Origin of the sequence: Leucobacter sp. UT-8R-CII-1-4 (assembly GCF_030010235.1) — a bacterium.
Lineage (GTDB): Bacteria > Actinomycetota > Actinomycetes > Actinomycetales > Microbacteriaceae > Leucobacter.
Genome location: NZ_JASCRS010000001.1, coordinates 822,893 through 843,025, shown reverse-complemented (window position 1 = coordinate 843,025; position 20,133 = coordinate 822,893). Strand labels below are relative to the sequence as shown.

Genomic DNA, 20,133 nt, shown 5'->3' with positions numbered 1-20,133 from the left:
CTTCTGCAGTGAGGCAGAAGTAATCCCCGAAGGAACACCCCAGCTCGATTTTCGCGGGATCTTCTACAAGAAACATGCGCGGACTCGTTTATAGGCCGAGGTCGAGGCCGACAGTAAACGCGAAAATCGAGAATACTGACCCGAGGAAGATCACGCCAATAAACGCCCAAATAATGTTCTTTGCGCCCCACTGCTGTACCGCCTGATTTCCAAAGCCCCTGAACACGATAAACGCGCCACAGACAATCAACGCGAGCACTGCAAGGCTTAGCACCAACCCCAGTGCCCAAGACGTGAACTGGCGTGCAATGCCAGATCCCGGGCCGTTAAAATCTGGCTGCACTTCTGGGGGAACGTTGGCCTGCAACGAAATCAGCCCGTCGACAAGACCCGGGGTCTGTAGTGCTTCAATAATGGCCTGCATGAGATTGCCTTCCGTAAGGAGTGATTGACACTCCCCGAAGGCGGTCTGCGCGCACTACCAAGGGCAAGAAAAAGGTGGGTGGGTATCTGATGTTGATACCCACCCACCTGGTGGAGAAATCTCATTAAAGATCGTTCGCTGAACTCCTTCTACCATTTTCTTCAGTGCTCAAGAAGCAACTATCGGGAAACCTTTCGAAGGCACCTCTGTGCGAAGATGCTTGCCAGCCAGGACATGAGGAACACGCAGGCAGCCAGAGAAGGCACCCCGACCACGAGCATCGCGACAAAAATCACCCCGCCATAGAGAGTTGAATACGCGGCGATGATGCCAGCGACGGCCACGCACGCAGCAAACACTCCAATGAACACGAAAGCACGGCCCAGAACACTCGAGTAACTAGGAACAGGCCCTTGATACTTTTTTGCCTGTGAACGCACTCGCGCGAGCATCCAGGCCACAAACACGCCAAAAGGCAATGCAACAAGGAGCGCCAAGAAGAAGTCTCGTGGACTGTACCAGCCGTCAGTCGCGAGATAGCCGTAGACAAACACGACCACCAAAAGTGTCCCCGCCAAAGCAAGTAACGCTATCGATAGACGGAAACTATTAAAAGTCACATCATTCATACCCGTTACTCCTCACAAACCCCGGCAACCCGCAGCATAGCGAAAGAGATGCCTGCAAAGAAAAGGTCTGTTGACCGTCACCCACCAGCAAGATAGGCATATTGGCAATCCGAATAGCAGTACCCGAGGTTGATTCCTCTTGCTTTCATGAACGACACGGCTTTCAGCATGTGACTCCTTGAGTTACCGCCTTGCCGAACTTCGAAATGCAGATGCGCTCCCCAATCACCACCAGTGGCTCCCACTGTCCCGATAAGTTGCCCAGCCTTCACCTTTTGCCCTTGTGAGACTGCAACAGACGAGAGGTGGGCGTAGTAGGTGCGAACGTCTCCGGAATGGGTGAGATTTACGGCGATACCGTAGGACGTTCCTGACCAGCCAGCCTCGCTGACGGTACCGCTCGATGCGGCATAGACCGGATCGCCAGCTGGTGCCGGCATATCGATCGCACCGTAAGCGTGGGAGCCAGTCGGGTAGGTATCCCATTTGAACTCATACCCGAGCGGGTGCGCCCAATCTCCCGAGATAAGGCCACCGCCAGGGGTGTCAGCTCCAGCTTGTGTCGCAGCACCAATCGCGCCGACGAACATAGCGCAGAAGCCGACAAAAATGAGCAACGCGACCCCAGCAAAGCCCGACACAATCTTCCAGATTGTGCGGGCTTTCAGCAGTGTGGCTACTGCGACCGGTGCGGCCATGAGTCCGGCAACTTCACGAATACAGTGTTTGCAGCAACACCACACAGGCCGCCAGCTGCAGGAGGATCACACCAGATTCCGAACACTGAGGCAATCTCTTGTGACGCTTCTTCATCCACAAGCCGATCTTTCACATCGCTCACAACCACCCACCAGGTGAGTGTTGCTCCCTCAGTGTTTGGTACCGAGCCGCCTGCCGCATTAATGTCCTCTGCAGCGAATGGTCCTCGTGGATACCAGTCCCGCATTTCAGCCTCAGTCAGCACCAGAGTCGGCGTGCCGCTCATCGTGATTCCCTCAGCCCGGTAAGTGTCATAGTTCCCATTGCTGAGCGCAGGCCACAGCGTGCACACCCCTGACGTTGCTTGCAAGCAACTCTTAGCTCCCGCGATCACCTGTTCCCTCGAAGTGTCGACGTCGAATGGCTGCCGCATTCCCGTCTCGACGGACAGATCCGGGCCAACATATTTATCGGATGGGTGAGTCATACGCTGCGCGGCTTCTTCCACGAACTCAACCGCTGTGTACTTCGTGGTATCGACGTTGAACTTCACTGCCGCCGCGCCCGCCGCAGCTTCGGCCGGGTCTGTGGTGACCGGCATCACTGCCATGCCGGTACCGTCCATTTCGAAGGTGTACTTTCCGCTCTGCACGGCTTCTTCAGGGGCTGGCTCTTTTTCGGTAGCTTCTTTGGACTGTTCTGATTTGATCTGTGGTCGGGTTTCCCCGGTACTAATCTTTGACCCGTTCATCGCGAGCACGAAGCTCACGACAGTCGCCACGATTAGCAGAAAAAACACGCTCGCACCAATGATGATGAGGGTCTTCATCCGTTTGGTTTGTGGACTCCACCATGAGCTAGACATTCGTTGTCCTTTCGTTTCGCGCAGTCGCGGTATCCCACGGTGCGCCGCCAAAGTTGATCGCTTCGATGGCCACTAACACTTCCTGTTGCCAGCTCGACGCCTTTTCTCCATCTACCAATGTCCAGGGCTGTGGCCTGTCCGGAGTGTGTTCGCTTTCGTTGCACTGATGCCAGCTGGTGAGGCGATGTATCGCGAGCTGGAATTCGTAATGGAATTCCTTCGCAGCCACTGCCGGGGCAGTGGGGAGGAATTGGTTTTGATTCCGGTACTGGAACAACGCCAGCAACTCCTGAATAAGCGACTCATGCCGGTACCAGCACGGTGGGACAGTTTTCGCGGGAAGTGAATACCTGCGTGCAAGTTCGGGAACCCATGCTCGCAGAAGTTCCATCACTTCGGTGCGTTCTTGAGCGTCGAGCCGCCACCAGTTGATCGGTGCGAGCGGGGCAGGTTCTGCCGTTGCGGGGATAACCGGAGCTGCGGGTGCGGCGGTGCGGGTTCGATCCATCATTGCGTCCGAGCTACTCGATTGCGCGCAGGTCCTACTCGGGGCCGATGGTGCTCGTGCATGTGAAACTCGCTCTCTAAAATGCCAACGTTTGTACTTCATGAAGCGTCCGTTCGCGCAGCATCGAGCGAACTGAACATTCCGAGGCAGGAGACGCGATTGGTGCCGGCCGGAATATCGAGGTGGGTACCTAGCCACGACGCCAGGGGGCAAGGCCGCTTTTTCAGCTAGGCAGCGAAAGACCCGCAGCCAGTTTGGTTGCGGGTCTAAACTTGGAAAGCGCTGGGCGCGAAACCAGTTCTCGATTAGCTGTTCAGCCTCGGTTGCTGGTGTACGCCAGTGAAGAGCTCAGCTATGCGCGGCGATACTCCGCACGCACTGGACAGTCGAAAGGGTCTCGTGCCGCTAGACCTACACGGTTTAAGTATTCAATTACGATCGCATACGAGCGAATCAACGAGGTCTCCGTATACGGAACTTCCAGAGTCTCACAGTATTCCTTAACAATGGTTCGCGCTTTCGACAAGTGCGGGCGGGCCATGTTGGGGAAAAGATGATGCTCTACCTGGTAGTTCAGGCCACCCATCAGAATTGTTGCCCACCATCCGCCACGAATATTTCGTGAAGTGCGAACTTGCTTACTGAAGAAATCGAGCTTGGCATCATGAGCGATCACGGGCATGCCCTTATGGTTAGGAGCAAATGACGCACCCATGTATACGCCGAAGACAGCGAACTGCACGCCGAGGAAAGCGAACGCCATTCCAAGAGGCAGGAACATGAATACTGGCACAAGAAGAAGCACGAACCTGGCCATGATGATAGCCAATTCGGTCCAGCGGCCTTTGACCTGCTGTTTGTTGAAAAGATGCTTGAAACTGTGCAGATGCAAGTTGAGGCCTTCCAGTGTCAACAAAGGAAAGAACAACCATCCCTGACGCATCGTGATGAAACGACGCAATCCCCGCGCTCCAACGGCATCTTCTTCAATGAACGAGATCGTGTCGACCTCGATATCCGGATCTTTACCAACTCGGTTGGGGTTGGCATGGTGCCGCGAATGCTTTGAGTCCCACCAGGAATAACTCATACCAATTGAGCCAGCCAAGACTCTCGCCAATCGATCGTTCGAAGGACCGGTTGCAAGGATTTGACGGTGTGCCGCTTCGTGAGCTAGAAACGCGACTTGGGTAAAAATGAGACCGAGCGCCCCAGCAATCAGAAGCTGAAACCAGCTCTGGCCGAGCAACACGAAACCCGTGATTGCCCCACCCAATGCCACGGCAATAACGCATGCAGTCATCACATAAAACCATGTTGCACGACGCAACAAACCTGACTCACGCACCACTTCAGAAATCTTGGAATAAGAGCGAGCCACCGGCGGGAAATCTGCAGCCCTGGCGCGAGTTGGCATGATTGGCCCGAGCCCATTCAAAGTACGAGAAAAAGACACGATCAGCACCTGCTTCTTTAACGGTGACTCACATCACCTCGAACGCCATTGGCAGTTGCCGACCGCTGTCCTCACCGTACCCGAGAAGGCATACCGTTCCCTGAACGCCACAGAAGCAGTGGCCCGGGCATCACGGACAGACCTCCTTCTGAGCGAAAACAGATATTCACAGGCCCTACAGATTCGTCTCTTGTACTCTCGAGTCGAGCGAAGTCCAGGAAGTTGCGTTTCTGCCGGTAAGTATCCGGACCGACTTGAAGCTGCAGGCACTGCCGCACATGCATTAGATCACTACTTCGCCGCGCCATCCTAGATTGTCTATGCCAATCTCGTACCTGAACGGTTCTCATTAGTATTTCCACGACCTCACAGGTCCAACTCTTCTGGCAAGCCGCATCAACCGAAGTTGAAGTTGCTACAAACCATGGAGAGTACGCCGGTTTCATCATGTTCGAAAACGGCTATTACACCGTCCACGACTCGCACTCTCGACTTATTGGAATACACAAGTCCCGGCACTCCGCGAAGCATACGTTGCGGACACTGCACAGCAGCAGCCTTTAAAGTCGCCGAAAGTCCGCAACACAAAGACCACCGTTTCGAAGATCGATGCGGGTAAACAAGATCACCATGTGATCCAAGACACACGAAGGAATGACGTCATGGCCACAGGCACCGTCAAATGGTTCAACACGGAAAAAGGGTTCGGCTTCATCGGGCCCGACGATGGTTCAGCTGACCTGTTCGCTCACCACAGCGAAATTCAAACTGATGGTTACCGCATCCTCGAAGAAAATCAGCGAGTCGAATTCGATGCGGAACGCGGCCCAAAAGGAATGCAAGCTGTAAACATCAGCTCACTCTAAAGCCTCACTCAGGCGACAAGGGTATCCGGTTCAACTCGGGCGGCCTTTTTAATTAGACTCTCGCGCGAGTACGGTAGGGTCTGGCTTGGGTGTCTATACCCGGAAATGAGGGCATCAATATGTCCAAAGATCGAGGCCAGAAAACTGAGAAGAAACCTGCAGCGATGACAGCCAAAGAGAAAAAGGCTGCTAAGCGAGACAAGAACCAAGCAGCAGCTTCCGTGCTCAACAACCGGAAGTAAACGTTACCGAGCTGCACCTCAGCTCAAAGAAAAGTGCCCCGCCCGATCAAAACGGGCGGGGCACTTTGCTATCAGAACTCAGGATCATCGTCGCAAGCGGCTGGCTGAGCCCCTGAATCAGAGACATTCGGAGTCTTTTCCGGTTTTTTCCAACCGACGTTCCGAATCGTGGGCATTGCTCTCCTCGCATCACCGAGATTCAGGTGAATCTGAACCTCAAAAAAAAGAATACCCAAACAGTAGTTTGCATTTGCTGATGCGATCAGTGCCAAGCTTGTATGTCGCAGATGAAGCGGTTACTACCGCTCGAAATGCACGTTGAAACTGACGGTTCGGGCCGAAGCAGTCAGTATGCCAACGGTATGAGTCTGCAGATCAAACCATGGCAAGTAGGCTCATTTGTGCGCTTTCACAGAGCAAGCAGACGCTCTCATTGATCCAGTTCGCGCACTGCATCAACAATCCGCGCAGCCGGGTGCTCTGACTGCCCAAACATCAATACATTTGGGCCTATGCGTCTATCGTTAAAAAGTGCACTCACCGTTGTAGCACTCTCCACGGCAACCCTTTTCATTGCCACCCCAGCCCACGCCGACACGATATCTATCGAATACGAGGTCACTTCCCAAGACCTATCGGTCAACACCTGGCCAGGCGGCACCGGCACTTGTGATACCGATCGACAGTGGTGGGCACTAGCGTCTAAGTTCTACATTGAAAAAGAGTTGCGCGTAAGCGAAACGGGCCTATATACGTTCACTGATGAACGTGGCGGTGGCTTCACCGAGGACGCAGCGATGGTAATCCTCACCAGCAGCCTCAATCCGGACGATGTCAGCAATTGTGTCTACTCCATCGACGATTACGCACAAGTACGCCTTGAAACGGGTATCACCTATACGGTCGCCCTATCCAGTTTCCATCGAGATGGAATGGGACTCTTCTCTTATCAGGCACAGGGACCGGGCCTCATCATGCTCGGTAACCTTGCTGAATCTGAACTGATCATTGGGCCATCCTCAACAGATACTGACACCCAAGTCGTACTCACTGCTGCGCCAGTTAGCAATTTGCTCGGCGCTGATCTTTCAGGAACAGTCACTTTCAAAGTCAACGGCGGGCTCGTTGGCGAAGCTCCAGTGGACAGCGCAACAGGCGAAGCGTCGCTCCGCATCGGAAACGCCTTCCCCGTTGGCACCTACACCATCACGGCCGACTACAGCGGCGTAGCTGGAAAGACGCTCCCCTCTTCAAACACAATCACAATGACAACGACTGCCACGCAAACCGCAACCACACTCGACATCTCGCTAATGGAAATCATCGAGGGCGCACAAGCCACTTACACTGCAACCGTCAGCGGCATCAACCCGACTGGAAACGTGGAGTTCTACAGCGGCACCGTCCTCGTCGGCATCGGTCAAGTCACCGATGGAACGGCAAGCATCACCGTGTCTCCATCGGCAGGGACTTACAACCTCACCGCCCACTATGTGGGTGACGCGAAATACACTGCATCGAGCTCAACGGAGAAGTCTCTCCTAGTGAAACCTGCAGTCAAACCTGACCAAAAGCCGAAAACCCCGACTACTACACCACTCGCCAACACAGGCGACGAAACACCATACGTTGGAGCTGCCTTCGCTGCAACTATTGCGCTCACTTCCGGCCTCGCGCTCCACATTGCTCGCCGCAAGACGGTGAAGTAACACAAACACGAAAGCATTGCCCCTTTGCGCTCTTCCATCACGGAGAGCGCAAAGGGGCATTGCTACATGCAATTGGACTGGATCCCAATTGAAGCACTTAGCGTTTACAGCCGGGACCGACATTGCCTGTCCCGGCTGAGCGAACTGATTTAACGCTCGAGCGGTGAGTGGAACGAGCCAGTGCCTCTGCAACACGGGAATTGCAGAGGCGCTGACCAAGCTGAGCGGTTCTCAGGCCTTATTTGCCTGAGGGCTCTGTCTGATTGGGAGCTTTCGGTTCGCCGGGCACTTCTTCCCCGACTGAAATTCGAGCCGTTTCCTCAGCGGCATTCGCTGGTTTTGATGCTGCGTTCTGCTTGTTGGACATGATGTCCCTGCTTTCTTTGAGAGACTCAAGAAGTTCTTGAACCTCTAAACCCGACCATACCCCGGGACCAACCGCCAGAACCGGGACTGTGAGTATTGCCAGGAAACAGCTCATGGCCGGGGCAACATCACCCACCAAAGACCGACTACAGCGACAGCAACGATCAGCACCACCAGCCCGAACAGCACCCGCCGATCCCGGGATTTGCGTTGCTCATCCAACTGGCACATAGCACCATGAGGATGTACTGCCACAGGGCATTTCGATACATATTGACACATGAGGCACCTCGGCCCAGAGCAACAAGCGCTCTAATCGGAATGTATACCAAAGCGTTCGTAAATGCGACCCGTTGACAGGTCGCAGACAAATAGCTCGACGGAGGCTCTGCTCAGAGTAGCTGACACGTGACCTGCATCAGCTGTTACCACGAAACGCGCACGCTCGAACTGAGGGAGCTTAGAGCGGTCCGGACCAGCGTCCACGGGGAAACAAGCTTTTTGCAACAACGACCGTGCCGGACAACAAGCTTTCACGAAGCTGTGAAGCGCACATGTAGAGGGCGTATCGTCGGATCATGAATACACAGACACGAACGAGCGGTACAGATACCGCTACGCTGGGCCTCGGAATGGTGCTGGTGGGTTCGTTGCCTGCCTCGCTGATGACTGATGAAGCCCCAGATCGATACACGGTTGAGGCCGTGTTCACGCGTCGCCCTTTGCGTGACGAAGCGGTCGAAATCCTGGGACGCGAGACCCGTGACTTTCTCTCGAAAACCGGATACCCCAATACAGAGCTGACGATCTCTGATCGCCGCCTTGAGATTGCAAACACGAACCTCGAAGAATTACGTGACGGACTCGCGAGCATCCTCGCGGATCGCCTGGCAGAGATTAGCAATGGAGTCCAAGCGCAAAAGGAGGCGGCAGCTATCGCCTTTCGAAACGCTGCCGAAATTGAGAACACGCGTACCGCAGCGGTCACCACACTCGCGGAATCCATTATTTTCACCCCGTCCAAAGAAAAGCAAGATGCGGCGGCGGATGAGCTCAGGACACTATCAGATCGCGCCCAGATTAATGACTGGACCGATGAAGGCGGACACGGACGTTCCTGACGCCCAAGCCCGCAGGATCTCAGGTGCATCATGAACGATTATCGTTCGACCCGGACTCCACGAACGAGTCGGCGAGTCAGTGGCAAGGGCGGGAGCGAGTTCACGACATTGGCGAAAACGATCCGAGAACAGGGGCTGCTGCGTCGCCGGTACGGGTACTACTGGACGAAGCTGGTCGGGCTGCCCCTGGTCCTCGCGGGCAGCTTATTCGCGTTCGTTTGGATCGGTGATACCTGGTGGCAACTGTTCACTGCGGCGTTCCTCGCGATCCTCTTCACCCAGATCGCGTTCCTTGGACACGATTCCGCGCATCGCCAGATCTTCGTGTCGGGGAAATGGAACGACTGGGTGAGCATCGTCCTCGGCGACCTCCTGGTCGGTATGAGCTACGGGTGGTGGCAGCATAAGCACACGCGCCATCATGCAAACCCGAACAAGTTGGGTGCCGATCCTGACATCGACCTTCCGGTGATTGTCGTCACTCCGGGTCGAACACCTCCGAAGAGCCGGACGCTGAGATGGCTTCGGGCGCATCAGGGAGTGTTCTTCTTTCCGATTCTGCTTCTGGAAGGGGTGTCGTTGCACGCGTCCGGGGTGCGCCGAGTGCTCGCAAGGGGCGAGCTGAAGCGGCGCTGGGTGGAGATCCTCTTTCTGCTGATCCGGCTGACCGGGTTCCCGGTGCTGGTGTTCTTCGTGCTCTCGCCGGGAATCGCCTTCGTGTTCCTCGCCGTGCAGCTCGGCGTGTTCGGGTTCTATATGGGAGCCTCGTTCGCGCCGAACCATAAGGGGATGCCGGTCGTGCCGAGAGACGTGAGCCTCGATTTCCTGCGACGCCAGGTGATGATGAGCCGGAACATCCGCGGTACCCGTGTTCTCGATACTGCTATGGGTGGCCTGAACTATCAGATCGAACACCACCTGTTTCCTTCAATGCCTCGCCCGCATCTGCGCAAGGCAGCACCGATTATCGCCGAATACTGCCGAACCCACGATGTCCCGTATTTGCAGACGGGATTGTTCGCTTCGTACGCCATCGTCGTGCGCTACATCAACCGTGTCGGGCTCGGGGAACGCGATGTGTTCACCTGCCCGCTCATCGAACAGCGCAATCACCTCACGATGCCAGCAGCATCGTGAGGTTTCCTCGCAGAGATGGGACGCCGAGGCGGTCACATGCCGCCGTGGTCTATCACCCGGCGAAGATCCCTCTGGAGCGCGTCCGTGCTGCTGTAGAGATGCATGAGCGAGCGCTGGGCTGGGCAGCTTCACGCTGGTACGAGACCAACGCACAGGATTCCGGACGCGCTGCGGCAGAGCAAGCCCTGGCGGGTGACCCGGCAGTCATCATCGTGGCCGGTGGCGACGGCACCGTCCGAGCCGTCGCAGACGTCGTCCACAGCTCCGGGATTCCCATCGCACCGATCCCCACCGGTACCGGGAACCTCCTAGCCCGCGACCTCGGTATCTCGCTCGGCGATGTCGAGGGCAACATCGAGGCGGCATTCACCGGCGCGACGCGGGCCGTGGACGTCGGGATCGCCGAGTTCGACGATGCCACCAGCACCTCACAACGACATGCCTTCGTCGTCATGGCAGGTATCGGTCTAGACGCTGAAATGGCCGAGTATACGAGCGCAATCGCGAAGAAGCACCTCGGCTGGTTCGCGTACGTCACCCCTATCGCCAAATCGATCATCATCAACCGGCTTTTCCATCTCGACTACCGAGTCGATCAGAGCAGGGTCAGGTCCACGCGGGCGCACACGGTGATCGTGGGCAACTGCGGGACACTCACCGGAAACATGCTCCTGATCCCCAGCGCGGTCATCGATGACGGGCTTCTCGACGTGGTCATGATGCGACCGAAAGGACGATTCGGGTGGGCTCGGATCGGCACGCGCCTCACGCTGCAGGGCATCGCACGCCGCTCCCGCCTCAGCCGGCGCGTGCTCGAGCGCGCACCGGATATCCACGCTCTCGCGTACGTTCAAGGCAGACAGTACGAAGCGCGCTTCGACATCCCGCACTTGATCGAACTCGACGGAGACAGCTTCGGTCAGACTTCCTACGTAGAAATCGATATCAAGCCCGGAGCATTGCAAGTCAGGGTTGCTCGGGAAACTAATTGAACACAAGCCATCAACATAGAGCGCGCACTAAACATCCATAACCTACCGCAATGGAATAACGCTCGCGTCTATACAACAGCGGAGGAAACCTATGAATCCGACCGCTTCGCTCTTTGCCGGAGCAGCCCGAACAAGAGAGTGCTGACGAAAAGCACGATTCCGATGATTGCCAACCAGAGGAGACCTTCAAACGCAAACCCTACGATCGACAGCACTACCCATGCCGCGAGCAAGAATAGAAGTACTGTCCACATGTTCTTCACCATACGCTCTTTCTCTCCCGCACACAGAGAACTGGCAACACTCACAGCAAGCCGCCCGACTTGACTCCTAGCCGAAAAATCGAGAGGGTGTTCCGCGAGACTTTCGTTCTCGGAACACCCTCTGACTTACTATTTGGAACTAGTCAGCTCGCCGGCAAATTAGCCTTCGCAGTCGCGTGAATTACTGGCCGCAAATGCTGCTGCGTGACGCTTCCGAGCAATCACGAAAGCTGACGTGCCCGCTGCGGCAAGTAGGCCGGTGATACCGAGTCCGTAGGCCAGGCCGGTTGGATGACCCATCGCGCCGGTGAGCGCGAGCACAGGGCGCTCCTTCACCTTCGTAGTCTCGTCAGGAAGGCCACAGATACCACGCTTGATTACCTTTTCAGTCTCGTCAGGGTAGACGTACTTGAGGGTTTCGACCCAGTGCTTGTCGCCCACAGTAGTGAACTGCACCTTTTCAGAGGGGTACTCGCCCGGCTTCGTTACCTCGACTGGAGTATCGAGGTTAAACAGACGGTTTTCGTCGGTGCAGACCGGGGTGCCCTTGGCTGCCTCGTACACCTCGAAAGTGACCTCGGTCTTCACACCTGACTCGGCGCTCGGCACATGACCGGTCACGATAGCGGTGTCATGTGCGTCCTCACCCGTCCACACTGCTTCAACAGCCTTGGTGGTGACGTCTGGATGCACGATCTTTGCTGACTCTGCAGGGATACCGAAGTCATCACACTTCTCTTCCCAGATGCCCTGTGACTGAGGCTCCTGGTCGGCATCCACCACACACCAGACCATCGTCAGGTGCTTCGCTTCAAGTGGCGTGTAAATGTCGAGCATCAGATCTTCAGAAACGAGGACCTGCCCGTTTTCCTCGGGATCGGTAACAACCTTGGTGGTGCCCACGGCTACCGCGTCCGCTGGAATCTCAGCCGACTGCACCAGCTCCGGAGTGTTCACGAGATATGCAGTGCCGGTCAGGGTTTGCGTGTGGCGTTTGCCCTGATCGTCACGGAGCCAGTTCTGTCGCTCAGGCACGGTGATTGCATCCGTGTAGGTGTCGCCCAGGGTCAGTTCGTGGGTCGAGAGTTCAGTGTTGAACTCGGGCTTCATTTTCACTGCTTGAGTCTCGCCCTTGGTGCCGAAACCATCAGAGAAGTAATAGTTCGTTGGGAACACTCGGCAGCCAGCCTCACGGTCTGGAGTGACGCAATCATCAACACCAGTCACAGCTTCGTGCTGATCGTCACCGATGATTTCCCACACGAACGTGTAGTAGCCCTGTTCCTTGGACTTGATGCCGGTATCAATGGGAATCTGCTTCCCAGTCGGGTCCTCAGTGACGAACGAACCATCTTCGTTCAGTACCGAATACTCAAAGGTTGCGGCAACCGGTGCACCAACTGGAATAGTTGGCTGCGGGTTCAACGCCGGGTCAGAGATGTATGGGCCGTAGACGGTGCCCTTTGCCTTGATCGGCATCCACTCCTTCGTTACACCGTCCTCAGCTAGACGCCACCGCCACTGGTCGCTACGCCCGATGTCTGCAGGTAGCGAGCCGAACGTAATCGTGTCCGAGAAGGTTTCGCCCTTCTTGATGAACTCTGAAGTCACGAGCGACGAAACACTCGGTGCCCAGGTCGTATCAGGATCGAGATAAATGCGGGTCAGCTCGCGCTCACGCGGCGGGCCGCTGGTGATTGAGGACTGCCAGCCGCCACCATCACCGAAAGCAACGTCCAACCCTGGAACCACCTGCTTTCCGGTGAAAGACACACGGTAATACTTGTCCCACTTCTCGTTCGACGGCGGGATGCCAACCCAAGAAAGCTGCGTACCGGCAGGCGCGCCACCGTTCCACGTCTTCGTCGTGGAGCCGTCGGCCCATGAACCATTCTCAATAGTCATCTGGGTAGATCCAGCAGGAACTTTAATCGTGCCCTCGTACGGCTTTTCGGGAGAAGCATTGATGTAATTGCTATCCCACATTCCTCCGTAGTCGCCGTTTGATCCACCCGCTGAGACCCATGCTGCAGCTTCGTTCATGTAGGAGTTCGCAAGATTAACTACACCGGCACCAATAGAGTTCGCCACGATAGCGAGCTGAGCGTTGTAGCCGGCATTGCCAGAGCGCATCGCCCAGACCGCATAGGCGGTAGCTGCAGCTTGCGCCGAATCGTTAGTTTGACCGTACTTCGAAATCACGAAGCCAATCATCTTCAACGCATCGCCACTGGTCGCGTACACCTCGATGCCACCGTCGGACTTACCTGGAATGGTGTCTGCGGTGACATAGTTCGGGATACCTGATCCGGGATCGGTGAAGATGAACATCTCCGCGCAGTACACGAATCGTCCATCAGGAAGGATGAAGTTTCCTGCACCATTTGCGTGGACACCAACCCCCCAGTTGATGCCAGCGCCATGATATGCGTCGATCGCTTGCGCCGGCGCGGCAGCAAGCGTGTTCATCCCACCCACGGCAGTTCCGCCGAGCACCAGTGCACCGAGGATCAGGGCTCCAGCACGGAATCGTTTGGTACGCGCTGGGGGCCGCGTAATTTGAATACTCACTAGAAAGGCCTTTCTGGTTTGTGCAGCAAAGAATGCTTTGCCACAGGTACGAACAGAAAGGCTGCGCAGTAAAACAAATGCGGCCTGGGAGAGTGTCATTTCCAGACCGCATTTACTAAAAACTATTCATTTCCACCGTGCCAGGTTGGATCATCTTCTCCCCAACCATCGTCACTACCCCAGCCGCTACCAGAGTTACCGCCACCTGAGTTACCGCCACCTGAGTTGCCGCCACCGCCAGAGTTGCCGCCACCTCCGCGGCCAGAGCCACCACCTGAGTATCCGCCTCCGCCGCCTGAGTAACCGTAATCGCCGTCTGAGTACCAACCATCGTCACTACCCCCACCGCTCCAGTTCCCCGCGGCTGCAGCGGCTGCAGCTGCTTCTGCCTCGGCTACCGCTGTCGCGTGGCCTGCACGCACCTGGTCAGTGCTTTTCACATATCCGTCGACCAGCTTCGCAAGCTCCGCAACGGTGGAGTCCTTCTTTAACGCTGCGGCAGTATCCGCCGCAGCGACCGCTGCCTCGTTCAGGGAAGCCGGTGAGCTTGGCGCTGCGGCAACCACCGCCAGAACCTGTGTTGGCGCTTCTTTCGCTGCCGCCTGCAGCGGCTCTGAAAGTGTGAGCTCGAGTTCAGCAAGTTGAGCGATGAGCGTCTTTGGCTCCTTGTTCGCAGCTTGCACCTCTTTGAGCTCTTCAGTTTTCTCAGCAAGGTCCAGCTTCGCCTGAGCGAGCATTTCCCGAGTCAGCTTGGACTCATCAACGTCTGCTTGTTTCTCTGGCTCAACGCTCAGCTCAAGGTAGTCAGCGACAAGCTCCACGGTCAGATCGGCTTCGGGTACCAGCTGGGCGGCGAGGTCGTCGCGTTGCAGCTCAAGCTCTTTGACCTTCGAGGAAGGCTTCTGCTGCTTTTCGCTCTCCGCAGTCTCCTTACCGATTTGTGCGTTCACCTCTACAAGCTTTGTAGCGAGATTGGTTCGTACTTCTCGCACCTTTGCAACCTGCGCGGCAACAGCGTCATTCGCCGATACGGGCGAGTCTCCAACCAGATCAGCAACTGCAGTGGTGTACTCGGTTCCAGCTTCCTTCAGCGCAGCGGCTGTGTCCGCATTCAAGGTTGGTGCTGGAGCTGTAGCGATACCAAGGCTTTGCTTCCCCAAGGTTTCTGCCGCGCTCAAGCGGATACTCGTCAACGCCGGGTATACCGCTTGCGCGGTTTTTTCATTGGCGAGTTCGCTCTGAACCGCCACCAACTTGGGTGCTACCTGGTTGTATTCAGAAACAAGAATTGAGTGATTGATCTTGGGAGAGAGCACCAACAGTGTGATGGCAACGACGAATGCGGCCGCACCGATTACGATGCCGATGATGCTTTTCTTGCGCTTCTTTGCGCGCTCCACGTCCAGCTCAGTAGCTGGCGAAGTTTCGGGGATGGTGTTCATAATTACCTGTTTTCACTAACGTTTTTCTCTGCTTTGGATGCCCGTGATCTGTGGAACGAGTGGGGCATCCTTCCCCTGGTTCCAACTTATAGTCAGCCGCCGACATTCACCGCCGAAGCTCCCTATCGATGTAGTTCTGTAACCCTTCCCGCACCACCTGCATCTTTGGCGCGGGATCAAACACGCCCTCTTCTTCAAGACGTTTCATGAAACGCTGTCCACTCTTCGGGGTCTGACCCAGCCACACCCCGACAGTTGCACCCGTTGGACGTTTGCCAGTCTCCTGAATGTGGGCAAGCACACGAGCCTGTACCTCTTGATCGCTTGACTTGGATTGTGTTGGCTTTTCAACTTTGGTAGTCGATGTAGAGGGTGCAGGTTCGTAGCGTTCATTGTTTGGAGTAGCGAGAGCTGGCACTGCTCGCACCGCATTTGGCTGCGGAGTTGGTGCAGCTCGGCGTTCGACTTGTGGCTCCTGTTGAGCGCGTTCGCGCGCTGCTTGAAGCTTCGCCCGTTCCTTCTCGTCCGGTACAAGCAGCATCACCAGGTGCGTGATCGCAAGGAGCGCGGCTGGTGGGGTCGCAGCAAGAAGCGCTGCCGCCCACGGCGTAGTCACCGTCATGTCGGCCGCGCGCCACGCATGGGTACTGTTGGCCACAATCGACACCGCTGAGAGTGCAATAAACGTCGCGTAGGCAAGCCAGCGACCGTTCACACCACGAAGCCGAAACTGAGCTGCAGCGATCATCGTTGCGACCGTTCCCACATCGACGAGAACAGGGAATAGTTCTGGCAGGGGCAGACCGTTTACTCGCGCAACATCAATGAGCGTCGCATATGAGATAGCCATTGCTGATACCCCGACGATAGCCAAAGGGATGCCGAGAGAAAGTACCAGCGACCATGTTCTTGAAGGGTGCTTCTTTGCAGACATGGCTTCACCCTCTAAGCATTACGAAAAGAAACAATACGAATATCAGAAACATGATGAAACCACCGGAGATGAACAAGCTAGTCAACACTCCCTCTGCGGGCTTCCCTCTCCAGAGCGCAGAGAAGTAAGCAATCATGTGAACAACGGCAATCAGCAGTAGTGCAGCTCCGAGAAAAATAAAAATACTGAAGAGAGATAGTTCTAGATCAAGAAACACGAGTTCACCCCAAAACCATTCGGGTAACTACAACACCGAGCGAGACGAGGACGATCACAAGGCAAATCAAAGCAACTTGCATCAAAGCCTTCCCATCCCATTCGCCTCGGCGGGCGGACGCTCTGCTCAGTGCATAGAACACAATGGCGAGAATGAGCACAGCTCCAATAAGAATCAATACAAGGGTGGAAGGGGCTAGGTCTAAACCAAAAAACATGAGTTATCTCCAATCAGATAGGAGCCGAGAACCGTTACGCGCGGCAACCATTCGGCGGCGATACGTTTCACGAGCAAGAGCGTGAGTAGAGCTTTCAGAAATCTGAAAATTGGAATCGAGTAAGAACGCACCCATGAGCGATGTTTCTGCTTTACGCGGCCGACCACCCCAAGCAATGTTCATGACAGCAATCACTTGATCGATGGTGAACGACGGGCAAGCACGATGAGCCGCCACACATTCATCACGCTCATACGAGAGACGCTGCTGCGGGTTATAGGCAAGCCAGCTCAACAGCTTTGCAAGTTCGGGATGAAGATCCTCGTCCGTGACAGGCGCGAGCGTTTGGAATGTGAGCTCAATCACTTCTGCAAGGTCCGTCGAGGTGGTGTCTGGCTCCCAAGCGTATGACTGGGGTATCCATTCCAGAATCTCAGCGGGGACACCGCGAGTACCCCACAACGCCCGTATCCACTTACGTGCAGACACCGCAATGTACGCCCAAGGGTCTGACTGGCTTGCCGTGATTGCGAGTTTTGCAACACGGCCTTCGTTCTCCATGAGTCCTACGAGGATTGTGTTTTCAATCTCCGCTGGCTCAATTGGGAACGAGAGTTCGCGGGCCATTTTCATCATCGACGCGACAAAGTGTTCGTGGATCTGTTCACGAAACGCAACGCCCTCAGCAGTTGAAAGAAACCGGGGATCGTTCACAAGTGAAGTCAGAGCTTCACGTTGCCGCCATGCCGTGAACCGTTCGACGTTACTCATGGTCGATCACCTGTCCGACCTTGTCCGCTGACTTATCAGCGAGTGCCTGGGTAACCTCGCGGACAACCATCGGCAGGATTTCAGTGGGAGTTGGGGCGTTCAGGCACTCAACGGCAATGATGATTGCGAGACTCTTTGCGAGTGACATTCTTATAGTTCGCAAGTTTTCAGCCCCAAGGGGGAGACTACGTGCAGCGTCACGGAGTCGCTTGTCAAGCCCACGCTCATCGAGTCGTTGCTCAAGGAGCGCAACATTTGTGAGGGTGCCACCCAGTTCATTTTCAAGGTATGCGAGATGAGCCGCGCCCGGATCGATTTCCCGACGTACAACGCTTGCGATCTTCAGCAGGTTTTTATGGAGCGCATCTACGCGAGCTTCAGGAGCTTCGAGTTTCTTGATTGCCGTGAGTGCTGCGGTGCGGAGCGGTTCAGGTGCGCTGCTGCTTTCCGCGATCTGGTGAATGTCCTCGATCTTGTTCAGGCTGTCGAGCGACATGCCCGTGAGTTGCTTTGCTGCAGCAGCTACCGAGGCTGAAGAGGTATCGCCGGAGTTACTGGAATTTACGGTAACCCCGTGTCCCTCATTGCTCCTACCGAATCCGCTGATTTCACTTGCTCGAATACCGCCCTCGATTTGCCGGCTCTTCGCCCGTACCTGGGCAACAGGTAGACCATAAGTTTTCCAGGCTTTGTAGACCTCGGCGGGACTCATCTGTTTGCGAAGGCGGTTGGCTTCCAGCTCGATCAGTGGCCGGTCTTCATCGGTCGCGCCGTGCACGACCATTGCGCCGATGGTTTCCCAGCCGGCGTTCTTGGCCGCTTGCAATCGGTGTGCGCCGTCAACAAGCACGTAGTCTTCGTCGACGACAATCGGCTGGATCTGGAAGTTCATCTCCCGGAACGACTGAGCAACGACAGCAACATGTGCTTGATCTACGGCGCGCTGTCGTTCTTTAACGATCACTTCGTTAACACGTACTTGTGCCCATTCCTGGCTGATCTGTGGTGTGCTGGTCATGCGTTCGCCCTTTCCGTCAGCGCTTGGAAGCTTTCAACTTCGTTGGGGATGATCAGGGAGTCCCACACCATGGCCGCAGCGTCACGGCTATGCGCGGTGCAGAGGTGGGCGCGTTCCGGATGGGTTCTGCACGAGCAGTCCCACGCTCGTTCGGGGTGTGCAGGGCAATAGGCTCTCAGTCGGGCCAGCAGGATGAGCGACCAACCTTGGCCGACGAGGGTCTTTAGCTGGGGGAGCTCGTCATGCCAGGTTGATGGTGCGGGAACCGGATTTAGAGCGACATGTGCGTTGCAGCTACGGAGGTCGCATGAGATAGCGATGACTTGTTTTTCAAGTACTCTGCCCATTGCGGTCACCTCCGATTGTGAATTGATCGTGTTCGTCTTGGAGTTCACGAAACACTGGGTCAAGGTTTCTTCGAGCAGTGCCGCAGTCGATACAGTAGGCGCGATCAATTTCCGCCCAGGTGTCCGGCCCCCATTGATGTTCGTTCCGGTTGCACGCGTCACGATTCGCGCGCTGTACCTCGCGTAGGCTTGGTTTGCCAGACACATCCTGCCCCGGCTCAAATCCAGGGAGAGTGACGCCCCATGCGTCTGGAGTCGCGTCAATCGCTTTTGCGACAAATGCGAGCGGGTTGTGTACGGTTCGGGAAGCTCGGGCGAGGATTGTTTGTACAGCCCGAAGTACGTCGATGTCTTCGACTCGCGCTACCTTCAACCGGGTGCTCAATGCGTTGACACTAAGTGTTGGGTGGATGTTCCAGAGCCGTGTATCGAGCAAAGAATTGTTCATGTCCGGCCGTGGCGCGGCCTCTGCCGGAGGCTCTTCCTCGATGAAGATAGATTTATCTATCTTCTCTGGGGTATCTATGTGTATGTCACAGTTGACATCTAATGAGGTCACCCTTTCGCCATTAGAAGTCAGATTGACATTTAATGATTTGACCTGGTCTTTTGCCTCTTCTGGATCATTAGATGTCAATTTGACGTCTAATGATGAGAAGGAAGTCTCCATGAGCTGCCCGACGGGCAGGACGAACCGATCATTGCTGCGCTTTCCGAATGCAATGTAACGTCGTTCGCGACTTAGGTAGCCTGACTCTTCGAGCTGCTTCAGATACCGCTGTACGGTGCTAAGGCTTACTTCGGCACGGTCCGCAATCCACTCTGTCGATGGAAAGCAGGAGTGCGTTTCGTCGGCAAGATCTGCAAGTGCTGCGAGGATCGCTTTCGCGGTAGGCGACCCCGTTCTTTGCTCCCAGGCCCAGTTCAGGGCCCGGATGCTCATGATGTCGCCCCAGGTTCAGTCTGAAGTGAGACAATTGTGGTCTCGCGTGAAAACTTTTTCGAGGATGCGCGCGAGGCCGTGTCATTAATGTGAGGCACGTTTGATATTCCTTTCCGAATATCTATGAGCCCCTGGAGTTGCACCTCCGGGGGCTCTTCCATTTATTTCGTCCGGCCTGACTCACTAGGCATTGGAACACCACCAATTACGTCTCTTAGAAACGTGTACTCGTCGATTTTCATAAAGACCTCACCGTTGAGTTTTCTACGAACCCACATTTCGTTCCTGCCGATTCGGCGGGCAATCCACGCGTACGTAAGATCTCGGGACTTCCGCATGTCATCAAGCTCGCGTGCGGCTTCTTCGTTTGTAGAGGGCATATTCAGACATTATCAT

At 55.7% G+C, this 20,133-nt stretch carries 18 protein-coding genes; 6 read left to right on the top strand and 12 right to left on the bottom strand.

Annotated elements, in window-relative coordinates:
• Positions 1 to 88 precede the first annotated feature (88 nt).
• The 6 genes from QBL02_RS03690 to QBL02_RS03665 form a co-directional block, all read right to left on the bottom strand.
• A complete protein-coding gene (locus QBL02_RS03690; RefSeq protein ID WP_282725002.1) occupies positions 89 to 424 on the bottom strand; it encodes a hypothetical protein in 336 nt (111 codons plus the stop codon).
• A 179-nt stretch (positions 425 to 603) separates the two neighbouring features.
• Positions 604 to 1,053 (bottom strand): hypothetical protein, encoded by a 450-nt coding sequence (locus tag QBL02_RS03685; protein WP_282725001.1) that lies wholly within the window; start codon positions 1,051 to 1,053, stop codon positions 604 to 606.
• 77 nt (positions 1,054 to 1,130) lie between these two features.
• Positions 1,131 to 1,751 carry a M23 family metallopeptidase gene (locus tag QBL02_RS03680; RefSeq protein WP_282725000.1) on the bottom strand — a complete coding sequence of 207 codons (621 nt, stop codon included), beginning with the start codon at positions 1,749 to 1,751 and terminating at the stop codon, positions 1,131 to 1,133.
• Complete coding sequence (locus QBL02_RS03675; protein WP_282724999.1) at positions 1,730 to 2,617, bottom strand: hypothetical protein; 888 nt, start codon at positions 2,615 to 2,617, stop codon at positions 1,730 to 1,732. Before QBL02_RS03675 ends, QBL02_RS03680 begins: the two co-directional genes overlap by 22 nt.
• Positions 2,610 to 3,128, bottom strand: a complete 519-nt coding sequence (locus QBL02_RS03670) for a hypothetical protein (RefSeq protein WP_282724998.1) — start codon at positions 3,126 to 3,128, stop codon at positions 2,610 to 2,612. The genes QBL02_RS03675 and QBL02_RS03670 overlap by 8 nt, the downstream gene beginning before the upstream one ends.
• A gap of 349 nt (positions 3,129 to 3,477) precedes the next feature.
• Positions 3,478 to 4,542, bottom strand: coding sequence for an acyl-CoA desaturase (locus QBL02_RS03665; RefSeq protein WP_282725278.1), 1,065 nt, complete (start codon positions 4,540 to 4,542; stop codon positions 3,478 to 3,480).
• 701 nt (positions 4,543 to 5,243) lie between these two features.
• Between QBL02_RS03665 and QBL02_RS03660 the strand changes: the two genes are divergently transcribed.
• From QBL02_RS03660 to QBL02_RS03640, 5 genes are all read left to right on the top strand, one after another.
• Positions 5,244 to 5,447 carry a cold-shock protein gene (locus QBL02_RS03660; protein WP_282724997.1) on the top strand — a complete coding sequence of 68 codons (204 nt, stop codon included), beginning with the start codon at positions 5,244 to 5,246 and terminating at the stop codon, positions 5,445 to 5,447.
• Between the two features lie 754 nt (positions 5,448 to 6,201).
• Entirely contained in the window at positions 6,202 to 7,398 is a 1,197-nt protein-coding gene (locus tag QBL02_RS03655; protein WP_282724996.1) for an Ig-like domain-containing protein, read from the top strand.
• 944 nt (positions 7,399 to 8,342) lie between these two features.
• Positions 8,343 to 8,885, top strand: coding sequence for a hypothetical protein (locus tag QBL02_RS03650; protein WP_282724995.1), 543 nt, complete (start codon positions 8,343 to 8,345; stop codon positions 8,883 to 8,885).
• A gap of 30 nt (positions 8,886 to 8,915) precedes the next feature.
• Positions 8,916 to 10,022, top strand: coding sequence for an acyl-CoA desaturase (locus tag QBL02_RS03645; protein ID WP_282724994.1), 1,107 nt, complete (start codon positions 8,916 to 8,918; stop codon positions 10,020 to 10,022).
• Between the two features lie 44 nt (positions 10,023 to 10,066).
• Positions 10,067 to 11,014 (top strand): diacylglycerol kinase family protein, encoded by a 948-nt coding sequence (locus QBL02_RS03640; RefSeq protein WP_282724993.1) that lies wholly within the window; start codon positions 10,067 to 10,069, stop codon positions 11,012 to 11,014.
• Between the two features lie 422 nt (positions 11,015 to 11,436).
• Here QBL02_RS03640 and QBL02_RS03635 read toward each other — a convergent pair whose 3' ends face one another.
• From QBL02_RS03635 to QBL02_RS03625, 3 genes are all read right to left on the bottom strand, one after another.
• Positions 11,437 to 13,848 (bottom strand): hypothetical protein, encoded by a 2,412-nt coding sequence (locus tag QBL02_RS03635; protein WP_282724992.1) that lies wholly within the window; start codon positions 13,846 to 13,848, stop codon positions 11,437 to 11,439.
• 122 nt (positions 13,849 to 13,970) lie between these two features.
• Positions 13,971 to 15,290, bottom strand: a complete 1,320-nt coding sequence (locus QBL02_RS03630) for a hypothetical protein (protein ID WP_282724991.1) — start codon at positions 15,288 to 15,290, stop codon at positions 13,971 to 13,973.
• A 106-nt stretch (positions 15,291 to 15,396) separates the two neighbouring features.
• Entirely contained in the window at positions 15,397 to 16,140 is a 744-nt protein-coding gene (locus QBL02_RS03625) for a hypothetical protein (protein ID WP_282724990.1), read from the bottom strand.
• Here QBL02_RS03625 and QBL02_RS03620 point away from each other — a divergent pair.
• Positions 16,115 to 16,384 carry a hypothetical protein gene (locus QBL02_RS03620; RefSeq protein WP_282724989.1) on the top strand — a complete coding sequence of 90 codons (270 nt, stop codon included), beginning with the start codon at positions 16,115 to 16,117 and terminating at the stop codon, positions 16,382 to 16,384. The two genes, QBL02_RS03625 and QBL02_RS03620, sit on opposite strands and share 26 nt — an antisense overlap.
• Before the next feature lie 277 nt (positions 16,385 to 16,661).
• Here QBL02_RS03620 and QBL02_RS03615 read toward each other — a convergent pair whose 3' ends face one another.
• From QBL02_RS03615 to QBL02_RS03605, 3 genes are all read right to left on the bottom strand, one after another.
• On the bottom strand, positions 16,662 to 17,429 hold the full coding sequence (locus QBL02_RS03615) for a hypothetical protein (protein ID WP_282724988.1): 768 nt from the start codon (positions 17,427 to 17,429) through the stop codon (positions 16,662 to 16,664).
• Positions 17,422 to 18,447: a ParB N-terminal domain-containing protein gene (locus QBL02_RS03610; protein WP_282724987.1), complete on the bottom strand. Its 1,026-nt coding sequence runs from the start codon at positions 18,445 to 18,447 to the stop codon at positions 17,422 to 17,424. The genes QBL02_RS03615 and QBL02_RS03610 overlap by 8 nt, the downstream gene beginning before the upstream one ends.
• A gap of 330 nt (positions 18,448 to 18,777) precedes the next feature.
• On the bottom strand, positions 18,778 to 19,737 hold the full coding sequence (locus tag QBL02_RS03605) for a helix-turn-helix domain-containing protein (protein ID WP_282724986.1): 960 nt from the start codon (positions 19,735 to 19,737) through the stop codon (positions 18,778 to 18,780).
• Positions 19,738 to 20,133: the final 396 nt, after the last annotated feature.

Bases quoted from the DNA above. Each gene is read 5' to 3' on its own strand.
- QBL02_RS03690 (WP_282725002.1), bottom strand. From the start codon at position 424: ATGCAGGCCATTATTGAAGCACTACAGACCCCGGGTCTTGTCGACGGG.
- QBL02_RS03685 (WP_282725001.1), bottom strand. From the start codon at position 1,053: ATGAATGATGTGACTTTTAATAGTTTCCGTCTATCGATAGCGTTACTT.
- QBL02_RS03680 (WP_282725000.1), bottom strand. From the start codon at position 1,751: ATGGCCGCACCGGTCGCAGTAGCCACACTGCTGAAAGCCCGCACAATC.
- QBL02_RS03675 (WP_282724999.1), bottom strand. From the start codon at position 2,617: ATGTCTAGCTCATGGTGGAGTCCACAAACCAAACGGATGAAGACCCTC.
- QBL02_RS03670 (WP_282724998.1), bottom strand. From the start codon at position 3,128: ATGATGGATCGAACCCGCACCGCCGCACCCGCAGCTCCGGTTATCCCC.
- QBL02_RS03665 (WP_282725278.1), bottom strand. From the start codon at position 4,542: ATGCCAACTCGCGCCAGGGCTGCAGATTTCCCGCCGGTGGCTCGCTCT.
- QBL02_RS03660 (WP_282724997.1), top strand. From the start codon at position 5,244: ATGGCCACAGGCACCGTCAAATGGTTCAACACGGAAAAAGGGTTCGGC.
- QBL02_RS03655 (WP_282724996.1), top strand. From the start codon at position 6,202: ATGCGTCTATCGTTAAAAAGTGCACTCACCGTTGTAGCACTCTCCACG.
- QBL02_RS03650 (WP_282724995.1), top strand. From the start codon at position 8,343: ATGAATACACAGACACGAACGAGCGGTACAGATACCGCTACGCTGGGC.
- QBL02_RS03645 (WP_282724994.1), top strand. From the start codon at position 8,916: ATGAACGATTATCGTTCGACCCGGACTCCACGAACGAGTCGGCGAGTC.
- QBL02_RS03630 (WP_282724991.1), bottom strand. From the start codon at position 15,290: ATGAACACCATCCCCGAAACTTCGCCAGCTACTGAGCTGGACGTGGAG.
- QBL02_RS03620 (WP_282724989.1), top strand. From the start codon at position 16,115: ATGAGCGTCGCATATGAGATAGCCATTGCTGATACCCCGACGATAGCC.
- QBL02_RS03625 (WP_282724990.1), bottom strand. From the start codon at position 16,140: ATGGCTATCTCATATGCGACGCTCATTGATGTTGCGCGAGTAAACGGT.
- QBL02_RS03615 (WP_282724988.1), bottom strand. From the start codon at position 17,429: ATGAGTAACGTCGAACGGTTCACGGCATGGCGGCAACGTGAAGCTCTG.
- QBL02_RS03610 (WP_282724987.1), bottom strand. From the start codon at position 18,447: ATGACCAGCACACCACAGATCAGCCAGGAATGGGCACAAGTACGTGTT.
- QBL02_RS03605 (WP_282724986.1), bottom strand. From the start codon at position 19,737: ATGAGCATCCGGGCCCTGAACTGGGCCTGGGAGCAAAGAACGGGGTCG.